Genomic DNA, 19,796 nt, shown 5'->3' with positions numbered 1-19,796 from the left:
TGTGTCAACCTATGGTAAAGAATATTTAGAAAGAATTATCAATCAGATAAAAGATTAGTAGTTTTTTTAACTGATTTCAATTCCAACAAATTAGTAGCATTAATCCCAAGACCCTTTATCTCTTTTCTAGTAAAACGGACAACTTCATCATAAAACATTGGTACAATAGGAGCTGAACTCATAATCAGCGAATCCATTTTAGTATAGAGTTGAGCTCTAATTTTGGGGTCTGTTTCTAGATAAGCGGCTTCATACAATTTATCGAATGTATCGTTTGAGTAATGTGTATAATTTGGTCCGTTTGGAGCAAAATTCTTACTGTAATAAAGTGATAAATAGTTTTCAGCATCAGGATAATCAGCAATCCAGCTGGCTCTGAAAAAATCGAGTTGGCCATTGGCTTTAGCGTCTTTTAAACTCGATGCAGGAATCACATCTACATTGACATTGATTCCAATCTTCTGTATTTCACGTTGAATAAATTCACAAAAGCTAAGGTAATTACTGGTTGTAGTCAAAGTGACTTTAGGATTTTGAATACCAGTTTCAGCTTTAAATTCTAAAAGTAATTGCTTTGCTTTTTCAGGTTGGTAGGTAAATCCTATTGAATCGTCATAACCAGGAAGTCCTTTTGGGATAAATCCTCCATAAGCAGGTATGCCAATCCCGTTTCTTAAATATGTCATCATTTTTGCTCTGTCAAAACCATAATTTATGGCTTTTCTTAACTTTTGAGACTGAATTTCTGAGATTTCAGTTTCCATAAAAAAGGCTAAATACTCAGTGTTTAAGTATGGACCTCTAATCATATTTACATCTTCAGCATAAAGAGGTCTTAACTGACCTTCAGCGGTTAAAATTTCGTCTTTGTATGAAGCATCTAAACCTGAGACAAAATCAATATTACCTTGAGCAAATTGTAAAAACTCACTTTGTTTGTCTGGAAGAAATGTTATGGCAATGGCTTCGAGGTAAGGTAACTGTTTGCCATTATTGTCTACTTCAAAATAATTATTATTCCGTCTAAAAACGAGTTTTATGTTTTCTTCCCAACGCTTAAATTTAAAAGGACCAGTGCCAATTGGGTTAGATCTAAATTCGCTACCGTAATGCTCAACAATTTCTTTAGGCACAACTGAGCAATATTTCATAGTTAACAACCCTAAAAATGCAGGAAAAGGTTGTTTTAATTTTATTTGAAATGTAGAGTCATTTACCGCATAAAAATTTTCAACCTTATTGAGAACCCAGCTTCCAGGAGAAGCAATGGCTTTGTCTCTTAATCTGTTGAAACTATATTCAAAGTCTGATGCTTTTACTGTTCTTGTAGAATCTTGGTTACTGAGCGATGTCGAAGTGCTAAACAATTGATGCTTATGGAAATAAACATCTTTCTTTAGGTTAAAAGTGTATGTTTTAGCGCTATCTGTAATGGTCCAATCTTTTGCAATACAAGCTTTAACGTTGAGTTGGTCATCCATTTGTACCAATCCATTAAATAACTGGTGTGTAGCCCAAATATCGGCAAGGTCTTTAGAAAAAGCAGGGTCTAAAGAGCCTATATTTTTGTGTTCATTATATCTAAAGACGAGATGATCTTGATTAGATTTTCGTTTAGATGAGCAATTGCATAGCAACAACGGAATTATAATCAATATGAATAACGAGTTATTCAGTTTTAGCATATTAGTATAATGTTGTAAATTTGCAGCCACAAAAACTAAATGTACTTTTGGTTTTAAATGCTAAAGGTAAATTTAAAAAGCCCCTGAAACAAATTCAGGATAAAAAAATGGAAACAAAAAAAGTAGCGTTTTATACTTTAGGTTGTAAGCTTAACTTTTCTGAAACTTCTACAATTGCAAGAAGTTTTAAAGACGAAGGTTTTGATCGTGTAGATTTTAATGAAAATGCAGATATCTATGTTATAAATACCTGTTCTGTTACCGAAAATGCAGATAAGCGATTTAAAACGATTGTAAAGCAAGCTCAAAAAACTAATCCAGATGCTTTTGTTGCTGCCATTGGTTGTTATGCGCAGCTCAAGCCTGAAGAGTTAGCTGATGTTGATGGTGTTGATTTGGTTTTGGGTGCAACAGAGAAATTTAAACTCACGAGTTATCTTAATGATTTGTCTAAAAACGATCAAGGTGAAGTACATAGTTGCGAGATCAACGAGGCGGATTTTTATGTAGGTTCTTATTCAATAGGTGATAGAACCAGAGCATTTTTAAAAGTGCAAGACGGTTGTGATTATAAATGTACCTATTGTACAATTCCTTTGGCTAGAGGTATTTCAAGAAGTGATACCATGAACAATGTTCTGAAAAATGCAAAGGAAATTTCAGAACAAGATATAAAAGAAATAGTACTCACAGGAGTTAATATTGGTGATTATGGAAAAGGTGAATTTGGTAATAAAAAGCACGAACACACTTTTTTGGATTTAGTTACTGAACTAGATAAAGTTGAAGGTATAGAAAGGTTAAGAATTTCTTCTATAGAACCAAATTTATTAAAGAATGAAACTATAGAATTGGTTTCAGAATCACGAGCATTTGTACCGCATTTTCATGTGCCATTACAAAGTGGAAGTAATGATATTCTTAAAAAAATGAAGCGTCGTTATATGCGAGAATTGTATATGGATCGTGTTTCTAAAATAAAAGAAGTAATGCCGCATGCATGTATAGGTGTTGATGTTATTGTTGGTTTTCCAGGAGAAACAGATGAACATTTTCTAGAAACCTATAATTTCTTGAATGATTTAGATATTTCATATTTGCATGTTTTTACCTATTCAGAGAGAGATAATACCGAAGCTGCTCAAATGAATGGAGTAGTACCTAAAAAAGTACGCTCTAAACGTAGTAAGATGTTACGTGGCTTATCGGCTAAAAAGCGTAGAGCATTTTATGAGGAGCAGTTAAACTCTACAAGAACAGTGTTGTTTGAAGGTGAAAATAAAGAAGGATATATTCATGGTTTTACAGAAAACTATGTAAAGGTTAAAGCTCCATGGAATCCGGAATTGGTTAATACGCTTCATGAAGTAGAGCTCACTAAAATAGATGAAGACGGATTAGTGAGATTCGATTTTATAAAAGAACTAGCAAGTTAATAAACAAAAAGCCGAAGTTTAAACTTCGGCTTTTTGTTTGATTTTCTTAGAAATTATATACGAATACCAACAGGTAACATACGTTTGTACTTTCTGTTTCTTCTAACGAATTTAGCAATTTCAGGACTTGTAGGTACAACACTAATGTTTCGTTCTTTAATGTTGCTAAATACCAAGTCTACAAAGTCTACTTCAAATTCATCAGATTTAATTGCCTCTGGAATAATCATTTTGGTCAAAAATATTTTTCGCTCTTGCAAAGAATACTCAATAACAGCCATGTCATTATCAACCTTTAGTTCAAATTGACGTAAGAAATCGTTATCAATTAGTTCAGCAGTTTCAGTCATAATTCTTTAATTTTAGATTAGCGGTTGGCGTGTAGATACTATGTTTTTCCATAGTTTTGCAATGCAAAGGTACGAAAAATCAATCAAAATCTGAAGTGGAAACTGTTAAAACATTATACAATAGGCGATTGTGAGGTTGATTTAAAGTAGATAATTAAATAAAACTCAAAAAATGATGGAAAATCAGAATTTAACTCATGTTTACCTTATGCCAGGAATGGCTGCTAATCCATCCATTTTTGAGTATATAAAGTTACCAGAAGACAAGTATAAAATCCATTGGTTAGAATGGCAAATGCCACTTAAAGGGGAAACTTTAAGTGAATACGCTAAGCGTATGTGCGAGTTTATTGAGTATGAAGATATTGTTTTACTTGGTGTATCGTTTGGAGGTATGTTGGTTCAAGAAATGAGCAAGTTTATAAAGGTTAAAAAACTATTTGTAGTCTCAAGTATCAAATCACATCACGAACTTCCAAAACGTTTAAAATTCTTAAAACATACAAAAGCATACAAAGTATTACCAACACGATTGGTTGCTAATATTGATTTATTGGCAAAATATGCTTTAGGTGAAACGATTAAGAAACGTGTAGATTTATATAAAAAATACCTTTCGGTTAGTGATACAGCTTATTTAGATTGGGCTATAAAAGAGATTGTTTGTTGGGAACAAGAAGAACCCAATCCAGATGCTATATATATTCACGGAGATAAGGATGTAGTTTTTCCGCATTCTTGTACAGGAAATTGCATTATACTAAAAGGTGGAACACATATTATGATCATAAATAAGTATAAATGGTTTAACGAAAATTTACCAAAACTTATAGAATCTTGAATTTGAAAGTATTGATTAGTTTATTAAATTTAGAAAAAATTAGAAAATGAAATTCTTAAAAAATATTTTGGCAGTGATTGGTGTCATTTCAGTATCAGGAATATTGATATTCTCGATGCAAAAAGCACCATCGGATGATACCATAGGAAAAGAAAAACCAATGGTAAATGATTACAATGTGTATGCGTTAGAAATGCCTGAAGGATTAAATTTTGCAGGGGAACCGGTTCCTGTTGATAATCCAGATATTTACGAGCGTATGGATAGAGAGCTTTTAGTAAATACCTATTGGCAATCTAATGGTTTGTTGATGTTTAAACGTGCGCAAAAGTACTTTCCAATTATTGAGCCTATTCTAAAAAAGAATGGTGTTCCAGATGATTTTAAATATCTAGCAGTAATAGAAAGTGGTTTAACCAATGCTGTTTCACCAGCAGGTGCTACAGGTGTTTGGCAAATAATGAAAGCTACAGGTAGAGAAAATGGATTAGAAGTAAACTCTAATGTTGATGAGCGTTATAATTTAGAAAAGGCAACTGAAGTAGCTTGTGATTATTTAAAGAAGGCAAAAGAAAATCTTGGTTCTTGGACTTTAGCTGCTGCGGCTTATAACGCAGGAAATGCAGGAGTATCTAGAAGATTGAATCAGCAAGATGTTTCAGGTTATTATGACCTGTTATTAGGTGAGGAAACAGGTAGATATGTTTTTAGAATTATAGCACTTAAAGAAATTTTATCTAATCCAGATAAGTATGGTTTTAATTTCAATAAAAGTCATTTATATAAGGAAGTACCGACTTATAAAGTTGAAGTTGATACTGCAGTGACGGACTTTGCGCAATTTGCTAAGAAATTCGGAATTAACTACAAGATTTTAAAACTGCATAATCCTTGGTTAAGAGAAAAGCATCTCAATAACAGTTCTAGAAAACAATATGAAATTGAAATTCCTAAAGCAGGTTATTACAGTACAAAACCATAAATGAATTATTGGAATTTATAAAAGATAATATCTGGAAAATACTCATAGCGCTAAATTATATTTTGGCGCTTTCTGCTGTAGCAACAATACTTTTAAAGAAATTAAACCCAACAAAAGCCCTAAGTTATATCATAGGGCTTTTGGTTTTTCCATTCGTTGGATTGATTTTTTATTACTTATTCGGACAAGAATATAGAAAAACAAAGATTTTCAGTCGAAAAAATGTACTGAACAATTCCGTTGTTAAAAAAATTCAAGAAGAATTAGAACTGGATACCAGAACTATTAATGCTGTTGATGATCTTCTAGATGAAAAATCAAAACTCATACCGTTATTATACAATAATGAAAAGTCTAAGCTAACTATTAATAACTCTGTAAAGATTATTAAAAACGGTGATGATAAGTTTAAGTTGTTGTTTGATGACTTAAAAAAGGCAGAACACCATATTCATTTTGAGTATTTTATTATAAAAGACGATAAGATAGGTACAGAGTTATTTGATATTCTTTGTGATAAGGCAGGTGAAGGAGTTAAAGTAAGAATTGTAATTGATGATGTAGGGAGTTCCATTTCATCAAAAATGAAACGAAGAATCAAGGAATGCGGCATAGAAATGCATTCTTTTATGCCTGTATTATTTTCGAGATTTACTGGTCAAATGAATTATCGCGACCATAGAAAGATTGTGGTTATAGATGGCAAAGTTGGTTATGTTGGTGGAGTAAACATTTCAGATAATTATGTAAATGCTCATAATAAACGCTATTGGAGAGATACTCACCTTAGAGTTGTAGGTGAAGCAGTAAAACCTTTGCAGATTCTGTTTTTTACCTCTTACGATTTTGCTAGTGAAGAAGAATTGGAGATTTCAAAAGACTATTTTCCAGAACATAATTGTAAAGAAAATGTCCCTCTACAAATAGCAGCTAGTGGTCCAGATACCGATTGGTCTAATATTATGGAAGCTGTCTTTGTAGCCATAACTAATGCAGAAGAGTACATCTATATAACCACACCATATTTTATTGCTAATGATGAAATTATTACGGCACTTCAAGTAGCTTCTCGTAGTAATTTAAAGGTGAAAATGATAGTTCCAAAAAAATCAGATTCTTGGATTGCAGAGTATGCAACAAATTCATATTTAGAATCTTTACTGGAAGCAGGTGTAGAAGTTTATCACTACACCAAAGGTTTTGTTCATGCTAAAACTATGGTAATTGATGGTGTATTTAGTTCGATAGGTACAGCAAATATGGATTACAGAAGCTTCAATATTAATTTTGAAGTCAATGCGTTAATCTATAGCAAAGGAGTAAGTAATGAGTTAAAAGATATCTTTCTTGAGGATATTAAAGACTGTGAAAAACTAGAACTAGAATCTTGGCAAAACAGGTCTAAACGAACAAAAATTATAGAAGCTTTAGCACGTCTTTTAGCTCCACTCCTTTAAATAAGTCGTCTTTTTCTCTCAAAAGACTGTTTCCTAAATGAATAAATGCTAGAAATGTTGTAGATTTAAGTTCTAACCAACATTTTTGATATGAAAAAAAATTACTTCTTATTCATTTTAACTACATTATTTTTCAATTTTAGCTTCTCTCAAGAATATATTGCTGTAGCCCAAAATACTTCAGATATAGTATTGCTTCTGGACCCGACGGATGGCAGTGTTGTTGATTATAATTTTATAGATTTGACGTCCTTAGCTGCAGCAACACCTAAAGATATTTTGCAAGTTAATGACGAATTATGGATCTCAGATCAAATTGCAGATAGAATAGACATTTTTGATTTGTCAGGAAGCTACATTAATACTATTAGTAGCTCAATAGGTTTAGATAATATTAGAGGTATGGCTCTTGTAAACGGTGAGGTTTGGGTATGTAACGCAGGTGGAAGTAATGAAGCACCAGGAACGGCGATAGTAAGATTAAATACAGATGGTACATTGATTGGTAGCTTTGCTACACCTAATAGCCCTTTTGATGTTATTGATACAGGAACGGAAGCTATAATAAGTTTTATTTCTTCAAACTCTATTGAAAGATATGATTACAGCGGAAATAGTTTGTCAACCATAACAACTTCTGTTAATTTTCCTCAACAATTACAATATAATAGCAGCGATAATTCAATTTATGTAACAGGGTTTAGTAGTCCAAGTGGACTTTATAAATTTGATGTTGCTACAGGAACTCAGCAATATTACTCGAGTGTCGTTTCAAGTTTGCGTGGAGTAATAGAATTAGATAATGGCGAATTTTTAGTATCCAATAGTTCAGGTGTATTTAGTTTAGATACAGGGTCTAATACTTCTACAAGTATAATTTCAGGGTCATCACAATACTTTACGAGAGTAGATTTAACTCCTTTAAGTATTGAGGAAGAGACATTAGAAAGCTTCGGCCTATATCCCAATCCGGCAAAAAACTTTTTGAATATTAAAGCTAATGTTCAGTTTAATAAAATTGTGATAAGCAATTCACTTGGTCAGACAGTATCTACTTTAGATGCGGAATCTAATCAAGATGAAATTGATATAAGTCAACTCAATTCAGGAATATACATAGTTACCTTAGAAAGCGATACAGGTAAGCAGGTAAAGAAATTTATTAAGAATTAGATCTATCGTCTACTTCTTCTATTTTGTCTTGCTGAAGTTGGCTGACCATAATGTTGTCTTGGGATAGAAGCCTTTTTCATTTGTTGCTTCATCATCTTTATTTGGTCAGCTAGCATATCCCTTTTGTCAAGCTTTTCAGCTTCGGCTAATAATTTTTGAGCTTCTTGCTTTCTTCTTTTAGAAAAAGCAATACCAGCTAAATTTAACTTAGCCATCGCTAAGTCATGATCCATAGACAAACCTAAACTAACAGCATTTTTGAAATACTTTTCAGCTTCATTCATATTGGTTTGAGAAACCATAATACCATTTAAATAGCTTAAATAACCTTGTTGCTTTTTTACAAGGGCACCTTCCGGATTTTTGATTTTGTCTAACCATTTTTTAGCACCTTCAAAATCCTGTTTTCTCAATTTTAAAAACGCAAGAAGTATAAACTCGTTTTTAAAGTATAAAAAGATAAATATTAAAGAAAGTAAAATAAACATAATGCCGTTCCCAATGTAGCCTTCTATAAATTGATAGATAGCATAACCAATAATAAGGACAGCAATAGCAAGTTTTATATTTTTATTGAACATTATTCTATATTATTTTTGAGGTGAGCAAAGGTAATAAAAACAAATAGAAATATTTTTATTTTAGTACTTGCTAAAGTAAAAACTTGTTGTATATTTGCACCCAGTTTTGAGATACCGCTCAATTAATTAAAGAAAATTAGTTTTAAAAAAATATAAGTCATGCCAAAAAGAACGTTTCAGCCGTCAAAAAGAAAGAGAAGAAACAAGCACGGTTTCAGAGAAAGAATGGCTTCTGTTAACGGAAGAAAAGTTTTAGCACGTAGAAGAGCTAAAGGTAGAAAGAGATTATCTGTATCTTCAGAATCAAGACATAAGAAATAATGATTAACAATTGTTGATATTTTAAAGGTGTTACTTAGGTGTAACGCCTTTTTTTATACCTAATTCATAACTATTTTTGCACACCAAAACATACTCTCATGCCAAAGAATAAAAACATCAAATCTATTTTACTTATAGGATCAGGACCAATAGTTATTGGTCAAGCTTGCGAATTCGATTATTCAGGTTCACAAGCCTTAAGATCTTTAAGAGAAGACGGGATTGAAACAATCCTTATCAATTCAAACCCAGCAACAATCATGACAGATCCAACAATGGCCGATCATGTATACTTGTTGCCTCTAACTACAAAATCTTTAGTTAAAATATTAAAGGAACACCCTCAAATTGATGCGGTTTTACCAACAATGGGTGGCCAAACAGCTTTAAACTTATGTATTGAAGCTGATGAAAAAGGAATTTGGGAAGATTTTGGAGTTAAAATCATCGGAGTAGATATCGATGCTATTAATATTACCGAAGACAGAGAGAAATTTAGAGAGTTAATGTTGAAAATAGGTGTTGGTATGGCACCACAGGCAACGGCAACTTCATTTTTAAAAGGAAAAGAAATTGCTCAAGAATTCGGATTTCCATTATGCATTAGAGCATCTTTTACCTTAGGAGGAGCAGGTGCTTCTATTGTCTATAATGAAGAGGAATTTGATGAATCACTAACTAGAGGTTTGGAAATTTCACCAATCCACGAAGTAATGATTGATAAAGCTATGATGGGTTGGAAAGAGTATGAGTTAGAGCTTCTTCGTGATAGAAATGATAACGTGGTTATTATTTGTACTATCGAAAATATGGATCCAATGGGAATTCATACAGGTGACTCAATAACTGTAGCACCAGCAATGACATTATCTGATAGAACATTCCAAAAAATGCGTGATATGGCAATTCATATGATGCGTAGTATTGGTGACTTTGCAGGTGGTTGTAATGTTCAATTCGCGGTGAGTCCTGATGAAGAAGAGGAAATCATTGCAATTGAGATTAACCCACGTGTATCTCGTTCTTCGGCATTGGCAAGTAAAGCTACGGGTTATCCTATTGCTAAAATTGCAGCCAAGTTAGCTTTAGGTTACACTTTAGATGAATTAAATAACCAAATTACTAAATCAACTTCAGCCTTATTTGAACCTACATTAGACTACGTTATTGTAAAAATACCACGTTGGAATTTTGATAAGTTTGAAGGTTCTGATAGAACTTTAGGTCTTCAAATGAAAGCAGTTGGTGAGGTTATGGCAATCGGTCGTTCGTTCCAAGAAGCATTACACAAAGCAACGCAATCTTTAGAAATTAAGCGTAACGGTTTAGGTGCTGATGGTAGAGGTTATACGAATTACGATGAGGTCATAGATAAATTAACACATGCAAGTTGGGACCGTGTATTTGTGATTTATGATGCGATACAGATGGGAATTCCTTTGAGTCGAATTCATGATATTACAAAAATCGATATGTGGTTCTTAAAGCAATATGAAGAGCTTTTCCACCTTGAAAAAGAAATTTCAACTTATAATATTGACAATATTGATAGAGAATTATTGTTGGAAGCTAAACAAAAAGGCTATGGTGATAGACAAATCGCCCATATGCTAAAATGTTTAGAAAGTGAAGTTTACAATAAAAGAAGAGATTTAAAGATTAATAGAGTTTATAAATTGGTAGATACATGTGCTGCTGAATTTAAAGCTCAAACACCTTACTACTATTCTACTTTTGAGAGTGAAGTGGAAACTGCAGATGGTACTGTAACAGTAGCCAATGAAAGTTTAGTAACGGATAAGAAAAAAATCATAGTACTAGGTTCTGGACCTAACCGTATAGGTCAAGGTATAGAGTTTGATTATTGTTGTGTACATGGTGTATTAGCAGCAGCAGAATGTGGTTATGAAACCATAATGATAAACTGTAACCCAGAAACGGTTTCTACAGATTTTGACACAGCTGATAAACTTTATTTTGAACCAGTTTTCTGGGAACATATTTATGATATCATTCAACATGAAAAACCAGAAGGAGTTATTGTACAGTTAGGTGGTCAGACCGCTCTTAAACTTGCAGAAAAGCTTGATAGATATGGTGTAAAGATCATGGGTACAAGTTTCCAGTCTTTAGATTTAGCTGAAGACAGAGGAAGTTTCTCAACCTTATTGAAAGAAAATAATATTCCTTATCCAAAATTTGACGTTGCAGAAACTGCTGATCAAGCTTTGGCTATTGCAGATGTATTAGATTTTCCAATTTTGGTAAGACCTTCTTATGTACTAGGTGGTCAAGGGATGAAAATTGTCATCAATAAAAAGGAATTAGAAGAGCATGTTATTGATTTATTGAAATCGATTCCTGGAAATAAATTACTTCTAGATCATTATTTAGATGGAGCAATAGAAGCTGAAGCAGATGCTATTTGTGATGGAGAAAATGTTTACATTATAGGTATCATGGAGCATATAGAACCATGCGGAATTCACTCTGGTGATAGTAATGCAACATTGCCACCTTTCAATTTAGGTGAGTTCGTAATGCAGCAAATCAAAGATCATACTAAAAAGATAGCGTTGGCACTGAATACGGTTGGTTTAATCAATATTCAGTTTGCAATTAAAGATGATATTGTTTATATCATTGAAGCTAACCCAAGAGCATCTCGTACTGTACCTTTTATAGCTAAAGCTTACAAAGAGCCTTACGTTAATTATGCTACAAAAGTAATGTTGGGAGAGAAGAAGGTGTCAGATTTTGACTTTAAGCCACAGTTAGATGGTTATGCTATAAAACAACCAGTCTTTTCGTTTAATAAGTTCCCTAATGTAAATAAAAAATTAGGTCCTGAAATGAAGAGTACAGGTGAAAGTATTTTGTTTATCGAAAGTTTAAAGGATGACGAATTTTATGATTTATATGCAAGAAGAAAAATGTATTTGAGCAAATAATGGCATAATTTTCGATGACGTGTTAAGTATATTAATTAATATTTGCTAACTTAGCATGTATAATAGTGTACGAGTATGAGAATAAAACTACTATTTTTATTGTTTTTTGTATCTGCTTTTTCCTTTGCACAGCTTAATGTTGATCAAAGGGATGAATTTACTATTTCTCCAAATCCAGCAAAAAATAAGCTTAATATTACATTACCAAGTACGGATAGTGATATTAAACTTGAAGTGTTTGATGTATTAGGAAAGCGAGTGTACAAAGGTGTTTTAACACGTCTAGAGTCCTCAATCAATGTATCTGATTGGAAGAATGGAGTATATTTAGTGAGAGTGACTAATGATAAAGTTACTCAGACTAAGCGATTTATTAAACAATAAGTTTAAAACCAAAATATTGAAAAGCCATCACATTGTGATGGCTTTTTTTATTTCATATCAATTTTTACTCTAAAGTCTTTAAGTAAATCTAGATAATCGTCAACATTTTTATAGATTTCGTTTAGAAACTCAGCTTTTTTAGCATCGTCTTCTCGACGCTTAATCGCTCTAATAAAGCGTTTAGCTTCAATTTTAGATTTTATGATTAACCCAGGAACTGATGCTGTTTTTCCAAATTCATCGACAGCAACCATAGTGAAGTAAGAAGAATTACAATGTTTTACCTCTCCTGTTGTTATGTTTTCAGATTCAACACGTATACCAACAACCATTGACGATTTACCAACGTAATTAATAGACGCTTTCATCGTTACTAATTCGCCAACCTCAATAGGTCTTAAAAAATTTACTTTATCAACAGAAGCTGTAACACAATAACTTCTGGAGTGTTTTGAGGCACAAGCAAAAGCAATTTGATCCATTAAGCCTAGAATATAACCACCATGTATTTTACCACCAAAGTTGGTGTTAGATGGTAGCATTAATTCGGAAATCTGGATTTTGGAGTCTTCAGTAGTTTTAAACATAAACGTTGTGTTTCTAATATAATTTTCTAAATATCATCATCCGAAGCACGCTTTATAATGCTTTCTGGTAGTGCTTTTTTTGCTTTGGCACCCATTTTCTTAATTTTTTCAACTCTCGAAATTAGGTTGCCTTTACCTTCAACAAGTTTGTTCATGGCAGCAGAATAGTCAGTCTTAGCAGCATCTAATTTTTTACCAACACCAGTTAAGTCTGAAACTAAACCTTCAAATTTATCATACAACGCACCTGCTTGTTTGGCAATTTCCATAGCATTTTGTTGCTGCTTTTCGTTATTCCACATGGTATCAACGGTGCGTAATGTGGCTAAAAGGGTAGAAGGAGTAACTATGACTATATTTTGTTCAAATGCTTTATTGTAAAGTGTGTTATCTTCATTAATAGCAACAGCAAAAGCAGGTTCAATAGGAATGAACATCAATACAAAGTCAGGGGATTCTATATCATATAAATCTTGATAGTTTTTTGCGGAAAGTTGATCCACATGCTTTTTAATGGAATTAACATGAGCTTTTAAAAATAAAGGGCGTTCCTCATCTTCAGCATTTACCAATTGTTCGTAAGCCGTTAAGGACACTTTGGAATCGATAATCATTATTTTTGAATCAGGAAGATGTAAAACCACATCAGGCATTACACGAGAACCATCTTCGCGTTGAAAATTCTGCTGAACAAAATATTCCCTATCTTTCTCCAAACCAGACTTTTCTAAAACACGTTCCAATACCAATTCTCCCCAATTTCCTTGGGTTTTACTATCACCTTTCAAAGCTTTTGTTAAGTTAGTGGCCTCTTTAGCCATTTGCTGATTAAGATCTTTTAAGCCCAACAATTGTTCTTTTAAAGCTGAATGCATACTAATACTTTCCTTTTGAGAATCTTCAACACGCTTTTCAAAAGTTTTTATTTTTTCTTCAAGTGGATTAAGAATGTTTTTAATGTTTTCTTTATTCTGAAGTGTGAATTTTTCTGACTTTTCATCTAATATTTTAGAAGCCATCAATTCAAAATCTTTGCGTAATTGTTCTTGTTGTTTGGCAAGTTCTTCGTCACGTTTTAGGTTGTGTTGTTGAAGATTTTCAAATTCGGTATTTCTTCGTGAAAGTTCAGCGTTAAGGAAATCTTTCTCTTTACGAATATCCTCACGTTCTATTTCTATCTTAGAAATGGTTTCTTTTAAATCTTGCAATTGCTGATTAAAAAGTATATGTTGTTTTTCATTTTCTAGTTCAGAATTTTGTTTTAACTCTTCAAATTGTTTTTTAAGATTGGCGTTGCGTTCTTCTAAAGTACTTTTGTCACTTTTACTCTTTAATTGAGCAAATTTTAAGCCGATAAAAGCGCCAATTCCGCCAGATATTAATATGGCTATAAATAAAATGAGTGTGTCGTTCATGTTTTAAAAAGGAAATTTATCAAAGATAAATATTTAGCCTGAAGTCTGAAGTAAGAAGCGAGAAGAAATAGGAGTTATTTCTTCACTTTAAATCCACCAGAGGTATTATCAAAAGTAATTAAGTCATCAGGGAAAAGAGACTCAAAAACACCTTGTGAGATAAGATTACAAGGTTGGTCGTAAAATATATTATTGTGCGTCATCACAATCATATGGTCACAAAGTTGAATGGCTAAATCAATTTCGTGAGAGGAAAACAAGATTGTTTTTCCTGTATCTTTTGTCAGCCTTTGAAGTAGTTTCAGGATATAAGCTTTGTGATACATGTCTAGGTGAGTAGTAGGCTCATCTAAAACAATAATGTCTGTATCTTGTGCTAGTGCACGAGCAATCATTACTTTTTGTAGTTGACCATCACTAAGCTCGTAACACTTTTTATATTTTAAGTCAGCAATATTGATTTGCTCTAATGCAGAGTTAATAATATCGATGTCTGTATGGCTAAGATTACCAATCCAATTGGTGTAAGGTTGCCTGCCCAAAGCCACAAGTTCTAATACAGAAAGGTTTTTTGAAGTTAAAGCTTCGGTTAATACAATGCTAAGTTGAGTAGCCAGTTCAATAGGTGAAATGGACTCTAGGGATTTATTGTTGAGTAACACTTTCCCAGATAAAGCAGGTTGCACTTTTATAAGTGTTCTTAATAATGTGGATTTTCCAATACCGTTTGCACCAACCAAGCCTATTAATTGCCCTTTTTGTAATTCAAAATTGATATTTTGGGCAATAACAGTTGCTTCCTTTTTGGTTTTATAACCAATGATAAGGTTTTCTGTTTTTAGGATGGTATGTTGATTGGTGATTTTCAAAATTTAAAAAATATTCTGTCATCCTGAACTTGATTCAGGATCTTATAAGATTCCGCATCAAGTGCGGAATGACAATTAAGGTCTACCTTCATAATTCTAACTTTTCTAAAACATCATTTTTCGTTGTCTAACCAATAACCAAATCACAACTGGTGCACCAACCAAAGCTGTAATGGCATTGATAGGTAAGGTGTAGTCGCTTCCTGGTATTTGCGCTATGCTATCACAAATTAGCATCACTATAGCTCCAAACAAAAATACAGCAGGTAATAAGATTTTATGGTTTGAGGTTTTAAAAATCTGTCGTGTTAAATGTGGAATGGCTAAGCCAATAAAAGCAATCGGACCAGCAAAAGCAGTAATTGTACCTGCAATAAGACTTGTAGCTAAAATGATAATTAAGCGACTTTGTTTGAGATTTAAGCCTAAGCTTTTGGCATAATTATCACCCAATAGTAAACTGTTGAGCCCTTTGATAGAAAAAATGCTCAGAATAGTTCCTGCACAATAAATACCAAAGAAAATTAAGAGTTCGTTCCAAGATAGGTTGCTTAGACTTCCAAATCCCCAAAAAATGTATTGTTGTAATTGTTCTGCAGAGCTGAAGTATGAAAGTACACTCACCACTGCAGCAGTTATACTTCCAAACATTAATCCGATAATAAGGATTGCCATAGTGTCTCTTACTTTGTTCGATACAGCTAACACAGCCATAAGTACTAAAAAACTCCCCAAACTAGCAGCGATAACAATACTCCACTTAGAAATTAAAGTTGAAGCAAAAAGACCACCAAATAACCCAGAACCTAAAATAACCAAAGCTACACCTAAACTAGCACCAGAACTGATACCTAAAACAAAAGGACCTGCTAAGGGGTTTCTAAATAGTGTTTGCATTAAAAGCCCTGAAATACCCAGTCCTGAACCTACCAAAATTGCAGTTATAGCCTTTGGTAATCTAACATTTGTAATAATGATTTGCCAAGTTTCATTCTCAGAATTTCCAAGTAGAATTGAAATGGTTGATTTTAGAGGAATACTTACAGAGCCAAGACTTATATTTATAAAAAAACATATTACCAAAACTAAGGCAAGTATTGTAAATGAGGTGTAATATGTATTTTGATTGTTCAACTATTCAAGTGGTTTAAAAAAGAAAGGAGTATAATCTTCTAATAATTTAGGGTGACTAACTCTTATAAGATCTTTTAATATTAAATCTGGTCGCGCTGTTCCTAATTCGTAGTATAAAACACCGCCTGTTTTACCAGTAGTATTTGTAAAACTATAAATAGCTTTATTCTTAAAAGCTTTAAAGTTGGTATATAAGGCATTGGCACTTTCAAGTTGTTCTAAACTGCTGTAATAAGAAGGACTTAACCATAAATCGGCATCTTTTGCTTTTTCAAAAACGGCTTCAAAACTCAATGCTAAACTGCCATTTCCAGAAGTATCTTTCCATAGGTAATTTACATTAGCATCCTTTAGAAGTTGTGCTTCAGGACTAGAGCCATTGGGCAAGTACCAAACATCTTTATGCATAGCTCCACTTAAAACTGTTGGTTTATTTCTTGCGTTTTTTGCTAATTTTTTCGCTTCTAAATAATTTGCTTCAATAGCATTAAAAATAGAGTCAGCCTTAGCTTCTTTATTATAAATTGTACCAAAAAATTTAATCCATTCCGCTTTAGCTAAAGGAGAAGATTCTACCCAGTCTCCATTGTAAATTACTGGTATTCCAGCTTTTTTTATGGTTTCAAAAGTTTTGTTAACACCATCAACACCAAAACCAATAACTATATCAGGATTTAGGTCTAACAATACTTCGGTATTTATACCTTCATTTTTTCCAAGTTCACGTATTTTACCATTATCTATACGTTCTCTAGTTTTTTCAGAAGACACATAGTCTGTGCCAGGAAAACCAACCAAAGTTTGTTCCACACCCAAGAGTTCTAAAGCGGGAATATGAGTTGTTGAGGTTACTACAATTTTGGAAATACTATCAGTTATAAAAGTATCATATTCATCTTTTGGAAAGGTCATTTTCGATAATTGTTCTTTTGAAGCGATAAGGTATTTATAACTCTTTTCGGATTCAGGCCAAGGATTTTTTATGATTAAAATTTTATGGCTAGAATAATCTTCAATAGCAAATCCTTCGGCATATTTTAGTATTAATGCACTTTGGTCTTTGCTTGGTAATTCAGGTAAGATTCTTGAAGCATCTTTGTCTTCTTTACAGCCAAGTAATAGAACCAATAAAATTATTAAAACTAGAAACTTTCTCATATGTAACCTTTGTAACGAAACAATTTTTGTTCTGTTGGTAAATTTGGTAAAACTACAATAAGATGCGAGGAGATTCAAATTTAACACTATATATTGTTGCAGGAATCATTATAGCTCATTTTGTAATTGGCTTTATTTATCTCATTTATAAAATGAATAAGAAAAAGTAAATTATTCACTTCTAAAATTCTTTAATGTTCTATTTTTGCTGAGAATTTTTGGTTCGATAAGGTTATGTCTTAAAATTAAGGTGAGATACAGCCACTTCGATTAAAAGGGAATCTGGTGAAAATCCAGAGCTGTTCCCGCAACTGTAAATTTTTGCCGAAACATTTTCGGTACCATTTTCGGTTATTGCTTACTTCATAAACCACTGTTCTTTTAAGAATGGGAAGGTTAGGGCAATAGAAAATAAGTCAGGAGACCTGCCAAATTCAAATCAAACAAAGTCAAACTTTCGGGATAAAAGTTTACTCGATAATAGAGAATTCATTTTCTCATCATCGCTGTATGTTCTCTCGAGCAATTAATTCTTAAAATGAACAAAACAAAATTGTTTTGTAACATACTTGGTATGGGTATGTTTACTGTTGGGTTGGCACAAACACCATCCGACTCTTTAAAAGTTGAACAACTAGACGAAGTTGTAGTTACGGATTCTAAATTTCAACTCAAACGTGAAAATTCAGGTAAAGTTATCACAAAAATCACTTCAAAAGATTTAGAAAAACTTCAAGGACAGTCTATTGCAGAAATTATAGGAAGAACTGCAGGTATCGAAATCAATGGTGTTAGAAGTAATGCAGGGCAAAACTTAAGTTATTTTGTTCGTGGTGGAAGAAACAGACAGGTTTTGGTACTCATTGATGGTATTCAGGTTACAGATCCATCTCAGATAGCCAATGATTACGATTTACGTTTGTTGAATGCAGATCAGGTAGAATCTGTAGAAATTTTAAAGGGTGCTTCAAGTACATTATACGGCACAGGTGCGGCAACAGCTGTAATCAATATTAAATTGAAAGAAGCCTCAAAAAAAGCTGTTAATTTAAATTTAAAAACGGTATTGGGAACCAACCAAACCGCAAAAGAGAGCGATTATGCAATTGAAGATTTTAGAAACAGTGTGTCTTTAAATGGAAGTCTTGGTGATTTTAATTATTTAGCTAGTTTTGGACACCAATACACTGATGGGTTGTCGGCAATTTCAAATGGTACAGAGTCCGACCCTTTTAACAGTTATAATGGTAATTTAAAACTAGGATATAAATTCAGCAGTAATTTTAAGCTAAACACTTATGCTAGTTTTGATAATTATAAAGCTAATTTTGATGACAGCTTTGCTATGGTTGATACTGATGATGTTTCAGAATCTAAACAATATAGAATAGGGGCTTCTCCAGAATTCAAATACAATAATGGTAGTATTACTGTTAATGCTGTTTATAATGATATTGAAAGAGATATTCAGTCTAGCTACCCTTCGCGATATGATGCCCAAAGTATTGTTGTAGATGCTTATAATAGATACACGTTTAACAAAAAGTTTTATACAGTTTTGGGTGTGAATTTTCAGGATAACCAAATGGAAAGTTTTTCCATTCCTTTTGGAGAAACAGAGTTTAGTCAAGACATAGATCCAGAAAACGCACAATTTACCATTACAGATCCTTATGCTAATGTAGTCTATGTGTCAGATTTTGGTTTGAATATTAATGCTGGCGCACGTTTAAATAACCACAGTGAGTATGGAAGTCATTTAGTGTATAGTGTAAACCCTTCTTTTAAAAAGGATTTGTCCTTTGGATACATTAAAGGATTGGCGAGCTATAGTACAGCTTTTATAACACCGTCTTTATATCAATTGTTTGAACCAGCTTATGGTAATGCAGACTTAGAACCAGAAGAAAATCAAACGATAGAAGTAGGAGCTGAGTTATTGGTAGAGGATATTGCTACAGTGAGTTTGGTTTATTTTAATAGAAATGAAGACAATTTTATAGATTTTGTAGATTTAGGAAATTTCGTTTATCAATATAGTAATGTAGATACATCATTTACAGCAAGTGGTTTGGAGCTTATAGCACAATTGAAAATAGCAAAAAACTTAAATCTTAATCTTAACGGAACTTATACCAAAGTAGATGAAGACTTAAATTTGAGAATTCCTGAAATCAAAGTTAATTCTAGGTTAGATTATCAGTTATGCGATGCTACGATGTTGAGTTTGTCGTATCAGTATAATGATGAGCGTAATGATTCTGTTTATAACAGCACTACTTTTATGAATGATATTGTAGCATTGAAATCTTATAACTTATTAGATTTTTATATCAGTCATAAGGTGTTAAAAAATACAATGACCATTTTTGCTAATCTCACCAATATTTTGAACGAGGATTATCAAGAGCTTTATGGTTTCTCAACAAGAGGTCGAGGTTTTAATTTAGGTTTCAATCTCAACTTATAAAA

The 19,796-nt window shown here is 32.7% G+C and carries 17 protein-coding genes and 1 riboswitch; of the genes, 9 read left to right on the top strand and 8 right to left on the bottom strand.

Annotated elements, in window-relative coordinates; genetic code table 11:
• Nucleotides 1-38 precede the first annotated feature (38 nt).
• Entirely contained in the window at nucleotides 39-1,685 is a 1,647-nt protein-coding gene (locus AC2H4K_RS02060; RefSeq protein WP_281141166.1) for an ABC transporter substrate-binding protein, read from the bottom strand.
• A gap of 107 nt (nucleotides 1,686-1,792) precedes the next feature.
• Between AC2H4K_RS02060 and mtaB the strand changes: the two genes are divergently transcribed.
• Entirely contained in the window at nucleotides 1,793-3,121 is a 1,329-nt protein-coding gene (gene mtaB, locus AC2H4K_RS02055) for a tRNA (N(6)-L-threonylcarbamoyladenosine(37)-C(2))-methylthiotransferase MtaB (RefSeq protein ID WP_281141167.1), read from the top strand.
• A gap of 53 nt (nucleotides 3,122-3,174) precedes the next feature.
• Here the strand turns inward: mtaB and AC2H4K_RS02050 are convergent, their stop codons facing one another.
• Nucleotides 3,175-3,471 (bottom strand): N-acetyltransferase, encoded by a 297-nt coding sequence (locus tag AC2H4K_RS02050; protein ID WP_281141168.1) that lies wholly within the window; start codon nucleotides 3,469-3,471, stop codon nucleotides 3,175-3,177.
• A gap of 175 nt (nucleotides 3,472-3,646) precedes the next feature.
• On the opposite strand from AC2H4K_RS02050, the gene AC2H4K_RS02045 reads away from it, so the two are divergent.
• The 4 genes from AC2H4K_RS02045 (at nucleotide 3,647) to AC2H4K_RS02030 (ending at nucleotide 7,924) form a co-directional block, all read left to right on the top strand.
• The gene (locus tag AC2H4K_RS02045) at nucleotides 3,647-4,312 is read left to right on the top strand and encodes an alpha/beta hydrolase family protein (protein WP_281141169.1); all 666 of its coding nucleotides are present in this window, start codon (nucleotides 3,647-3,649) and stop codon (nucleotides 4,310-4,312) included.
• Between the two features lie 46 nt (nucleotides 4,313-4,358).
• Nucleotides 4,359-5,294: a lytic transglycosylase domain-containing protein gene (locus tag AC2H4K_RS02040; protein WP_281141170.1), complete on the top strand. Its 936-nt coding sequence runs from the start codon at nucleotides 4,359-4,361 to the stop codon at nucleotides 5,292-5,294.
• A gap of 8 nt (nucleotides 5,295-5,302) precedes the next feature.
• The gene (gene cls, locus AC2H4K_RS02035) at nucleotides 5,303-6,751 is read left to right on the top strand and encodes a cardiolipin synthase (RefSeq protein WP_281141171.1); all 1,449 of its coding nucleotides are present in this window, start codon (nucleotides 5,303-5,305) and stop codon (nucleotides 6,749-6,751) included.
• A gap of 90 nt (nucleotides 6,752-6,841) precedes the next feature.
• Entirely contained in the window at nucleotides 6,842-7,924 is a 1,083-nt protein-coding gene (locus AC2H4K_RS02030; protein ID WP_281141172.1) for a T9SS type A sorting domain-containing protein, read from the top strand.
• Between the two features lie 2 nt (nucleotides 7,925-7,926).
• Here AC2H4K_RS02030 and AC2H4K_RS02025 read toward each other — a convergent pair whose 3' ends face one another.
• Nucleotides 7,927-8,505: a tetratricopeptide repeat protein gene (locus AC2H4K_RS02025; RefSeq protein WP_281141173.1), complete on the bottom strand. Its 579-nt coding sequence runs from the start codon at nucleotides 8,503-8,505 to the stop codon at nucleotides 7,927-7,929.
• A gap of 159 nt (nucleotides 8,506-8,664) precedes the next feature.
• On the opposite strand from AC2H4K_RS02025, the gene rpmH reads away from it, so the two are divergent.
• The 3 genes from rpmH to AC2H4K_RS02010 all read left to right on the top strand — a co-directional run bounded on the left by rpmH (nucleotide 8,665) and on the right by AC2H4K_RS02010 (nucleotide 12,161).
• Nucleotides 8,665-8,826, top strand: a complete 162-nt coding sequence (gene rpmH, locus AC2H4K_RS02020; protein WP_281141174.1) for a 50S ribosomal protein L34 — start codon at nucleotides 8,665-8,667, stop codon at nucleotides 8,824-8,826.
• A 98-nt stretch (nucleotides 8,827-8,924) separates the two neighbouring features.
• Complete coding sequence (carB, locus tag AC2H4K_RS02015) at nucleotides 8,925-11,777, top strand: carbamoyl-phosphate synthase large subunit (protein ID WP_281141175.1); 2,853 nt, start codon at nucleotides 8,925-8,927, stop codon at nucleotides 11,775-11,777.
• A 75-nt stretch (nucleotides 11,778-11,852) separates the two neighbouring features.
• The gene (locus AC2H4K_RS02010; RefSeq protein WP_493742788.1) at nucleotides 11,853-12,161 is read left to right on the top strand and encodes a T9SS type A sorting domain-containing protein; all 309 of its coding nucleotides are present in this window, start codon (nucleotides 11,853-11,855) and stop codon (nucleotides 12,159-12,161) included.
• A 47-nt stretch (nucleotides 12,162-12,208) separates the two neighbouring features.
• On the opposite strand, the gene AC2H4K_RS02005 is transcribed toward AC2H4K_RS02010, so the two are convergent.
• The 5 genes from AC2H4K_RS02005 to AC2H4K_RS01985 form a co-directional block, all read right to left on the bottom strand.
• The gene (locus AC2H4K_RS02005) at nucleotides 12,209-12,748 is read right to left on the bottom strand and encodes an acyl-CoA thioesterase (protein WP_281141177.1); all 540 of its coding nucleotides are present in this window, start codon (nucleotides 12,746-12,748) and stop codon (nucleotides 12,209-12,211) included.
• A gap of 26 nt (nucleotides 12,749-12,774) precedes the next feature.
• Nucleotides 12,775-14,163, bottom strand: a complete 1,389-nt coding sequence (locus tag AC2H4K_RS02000; RefSeq protein ID WP_281141178.1) for a DNA recombination protein RmuC — start codon at nucleotides 14,161-14,163, stop codon at nucleotides 12,775-12,777.
• Nucleotides 14,164-14,237: 74 nt separating this feature from the next.
• A complete protein-coding gene (locus tag AC2H4K_RS01995; RefSeq protein ID WP_281141179.1) occupies nucleotides 14,238-15,032 on the bottom strand; it encodes an ABC transporter ATP-binding protein in 795 nt (264 codons plus the stop codon).
• A gap of 105 nt (nucleotides 15,033-15,137) precedes the next feature.
• A complete protein-coding gene (locus tag AC2H4K_RS01990; protein WP_281141180.1) occupies nucleotides 15,138-16,166 on the bottom strand; it encodes a FecCD family ABC transporter permease in 1,029 nt (342 codons plus the stop codon).
• Nucleotides 16,167-17,324, bottom strand: coding sequence for an ABC transporter substrate-binding protein (locus AC2H4K_RS01985; RefSeq protein WP_281141181.1), 1,158 nt, complete (start codon nucleotides 17,322-17,324; stop codon nucleotides 16,167-16,169).
• Between the two features lie 212 nt (nucleotides 17,325-17,536).
• Nucleotides 17,537-17,771, top strand: a riboswitch (cobalamin riboswitch).
• 91 nt (nucleotides 17,772-17,862) lie between these two features.
• Between AC2H4K_RS01985 and AC2H4K_RS01980 the strand changes: the two genes are divergently transcribed.
• The gene (locus AC2H4K_RS01980; RefSeq protein ID WP_281141182.1) at nucleotides 17,863-19,794 is read left to right on the top strand and encodes a TonB-dependent receptor plug domain-containing protein; all 1,932 of its coding nucleotides are present in this window, start codon (nucleotides 17,863-17,865) and stop codon (nucleotides 19,792-19,794) included.
• Nucleotides 19,795-19,796: the final 2 nt, after the last annotated feature.

Source organism: Winogradskyella sp. 266wxhm (genome assembly GCF_058964685.1).
The sequence above is the reverse complement of the archived record's forward strand: the minus strand, read 5'-3'. Positions and strand labels throughout refer to the sequence as shown.

Coding starts and splice junctions, on each gene's coding strand:
- AC2H4K_RS02060 (WP_281141166.1), bottom strand. CDS start 1,685: ATGCTAAAACTGAATAACTCGTTATTCATATTGATTATAATTCCGTTG.
- mtaB (WP_281141167.1), top strand. CDS start 1,793: ATGGAAACAAAAAAAGTAGCGTTTTATACTTTAGGTTGTAAGCTTAAC.
- AC2H4K_RS02050 (WP_281141168.1), bottom strand. CDS start 3,471: ATGACTGAAACTGCTGAACTAATTGATAACGATTTCTTACGTCAATTT.
- AC2H4K_RS02045 (WP_281141169.1), top strand. CDS start 3,647: ATGGAAAATCAGAATTTAACTCATGTTTACCTTATGCCAGGAATGGCT.
- AC2H4K_RS02040 (WP_281141170.1), top strand. CDS start 4,359: ATGAAATTCTTAAAAAATATTTTGGCAGTGATTGGTGTCATTTCAGTA.
- AC2H4K_RS02030 (WP_281141172.1), top strand. CDS start 6,842: ATGAAAAAAAATTACTTCTTATTCATTTTAACTACATTATTTTTCAAT.
- AC2H4K_RS02025 (WP_281141173.1), bottom strand. CDS start 8,505: ATGTTCAATAAAAATATAAAACTTGCTATTGCTGTCCTTATTATTGGT.
- rpmH (WP_281141174.1), top strand. CDS start 8,665: ATGCCAAAAAGAACGTTTCAGCCGTCAAAAAGAAAGAGAAGAAACAAG.
- carB (WP_281141175.1), top strand. CDS start 8,925: ATGCCAAAGAATAAAAACATCAAATCTATTTTACTTATAGGATCAGGA.
- AC2H4K_RS02010 (WP_493742788.1), top strand. CDS start 11,853: ATGAGAATAAAACTACTATTTTTATTGTTTTTTGTATCTGCTTTTTCC.
- AC2H4K_RS02005 (WP_281141177.1), bottom strand. CDS start 12,748: ATGTTTAAAACTACTGAAGACTCCAAAATCCAGATTTCCGAATTAATG.
- AC2H4K_RS02000 (WP_281141178.1), bottom strand. CDS start 14,163: ATGAACGACACACTCATTTTATTTATAGCCATATTAATATCTGGCGGA.
- AC2H4K_RS01985 (WP_281141181.1), bottom strand. CDS start 17,324: ATGAGAAAGTTTCTAGTTTTAATAATTTTATTGGTTCTATTACTTGGC.
- AC2H4K_RS01980 (WP_281141182.1), top strand. CDS start 17,863: ATGAACAAAACAAAATTGTTTTGTAACATACTTGGTATGGGTATGTTT.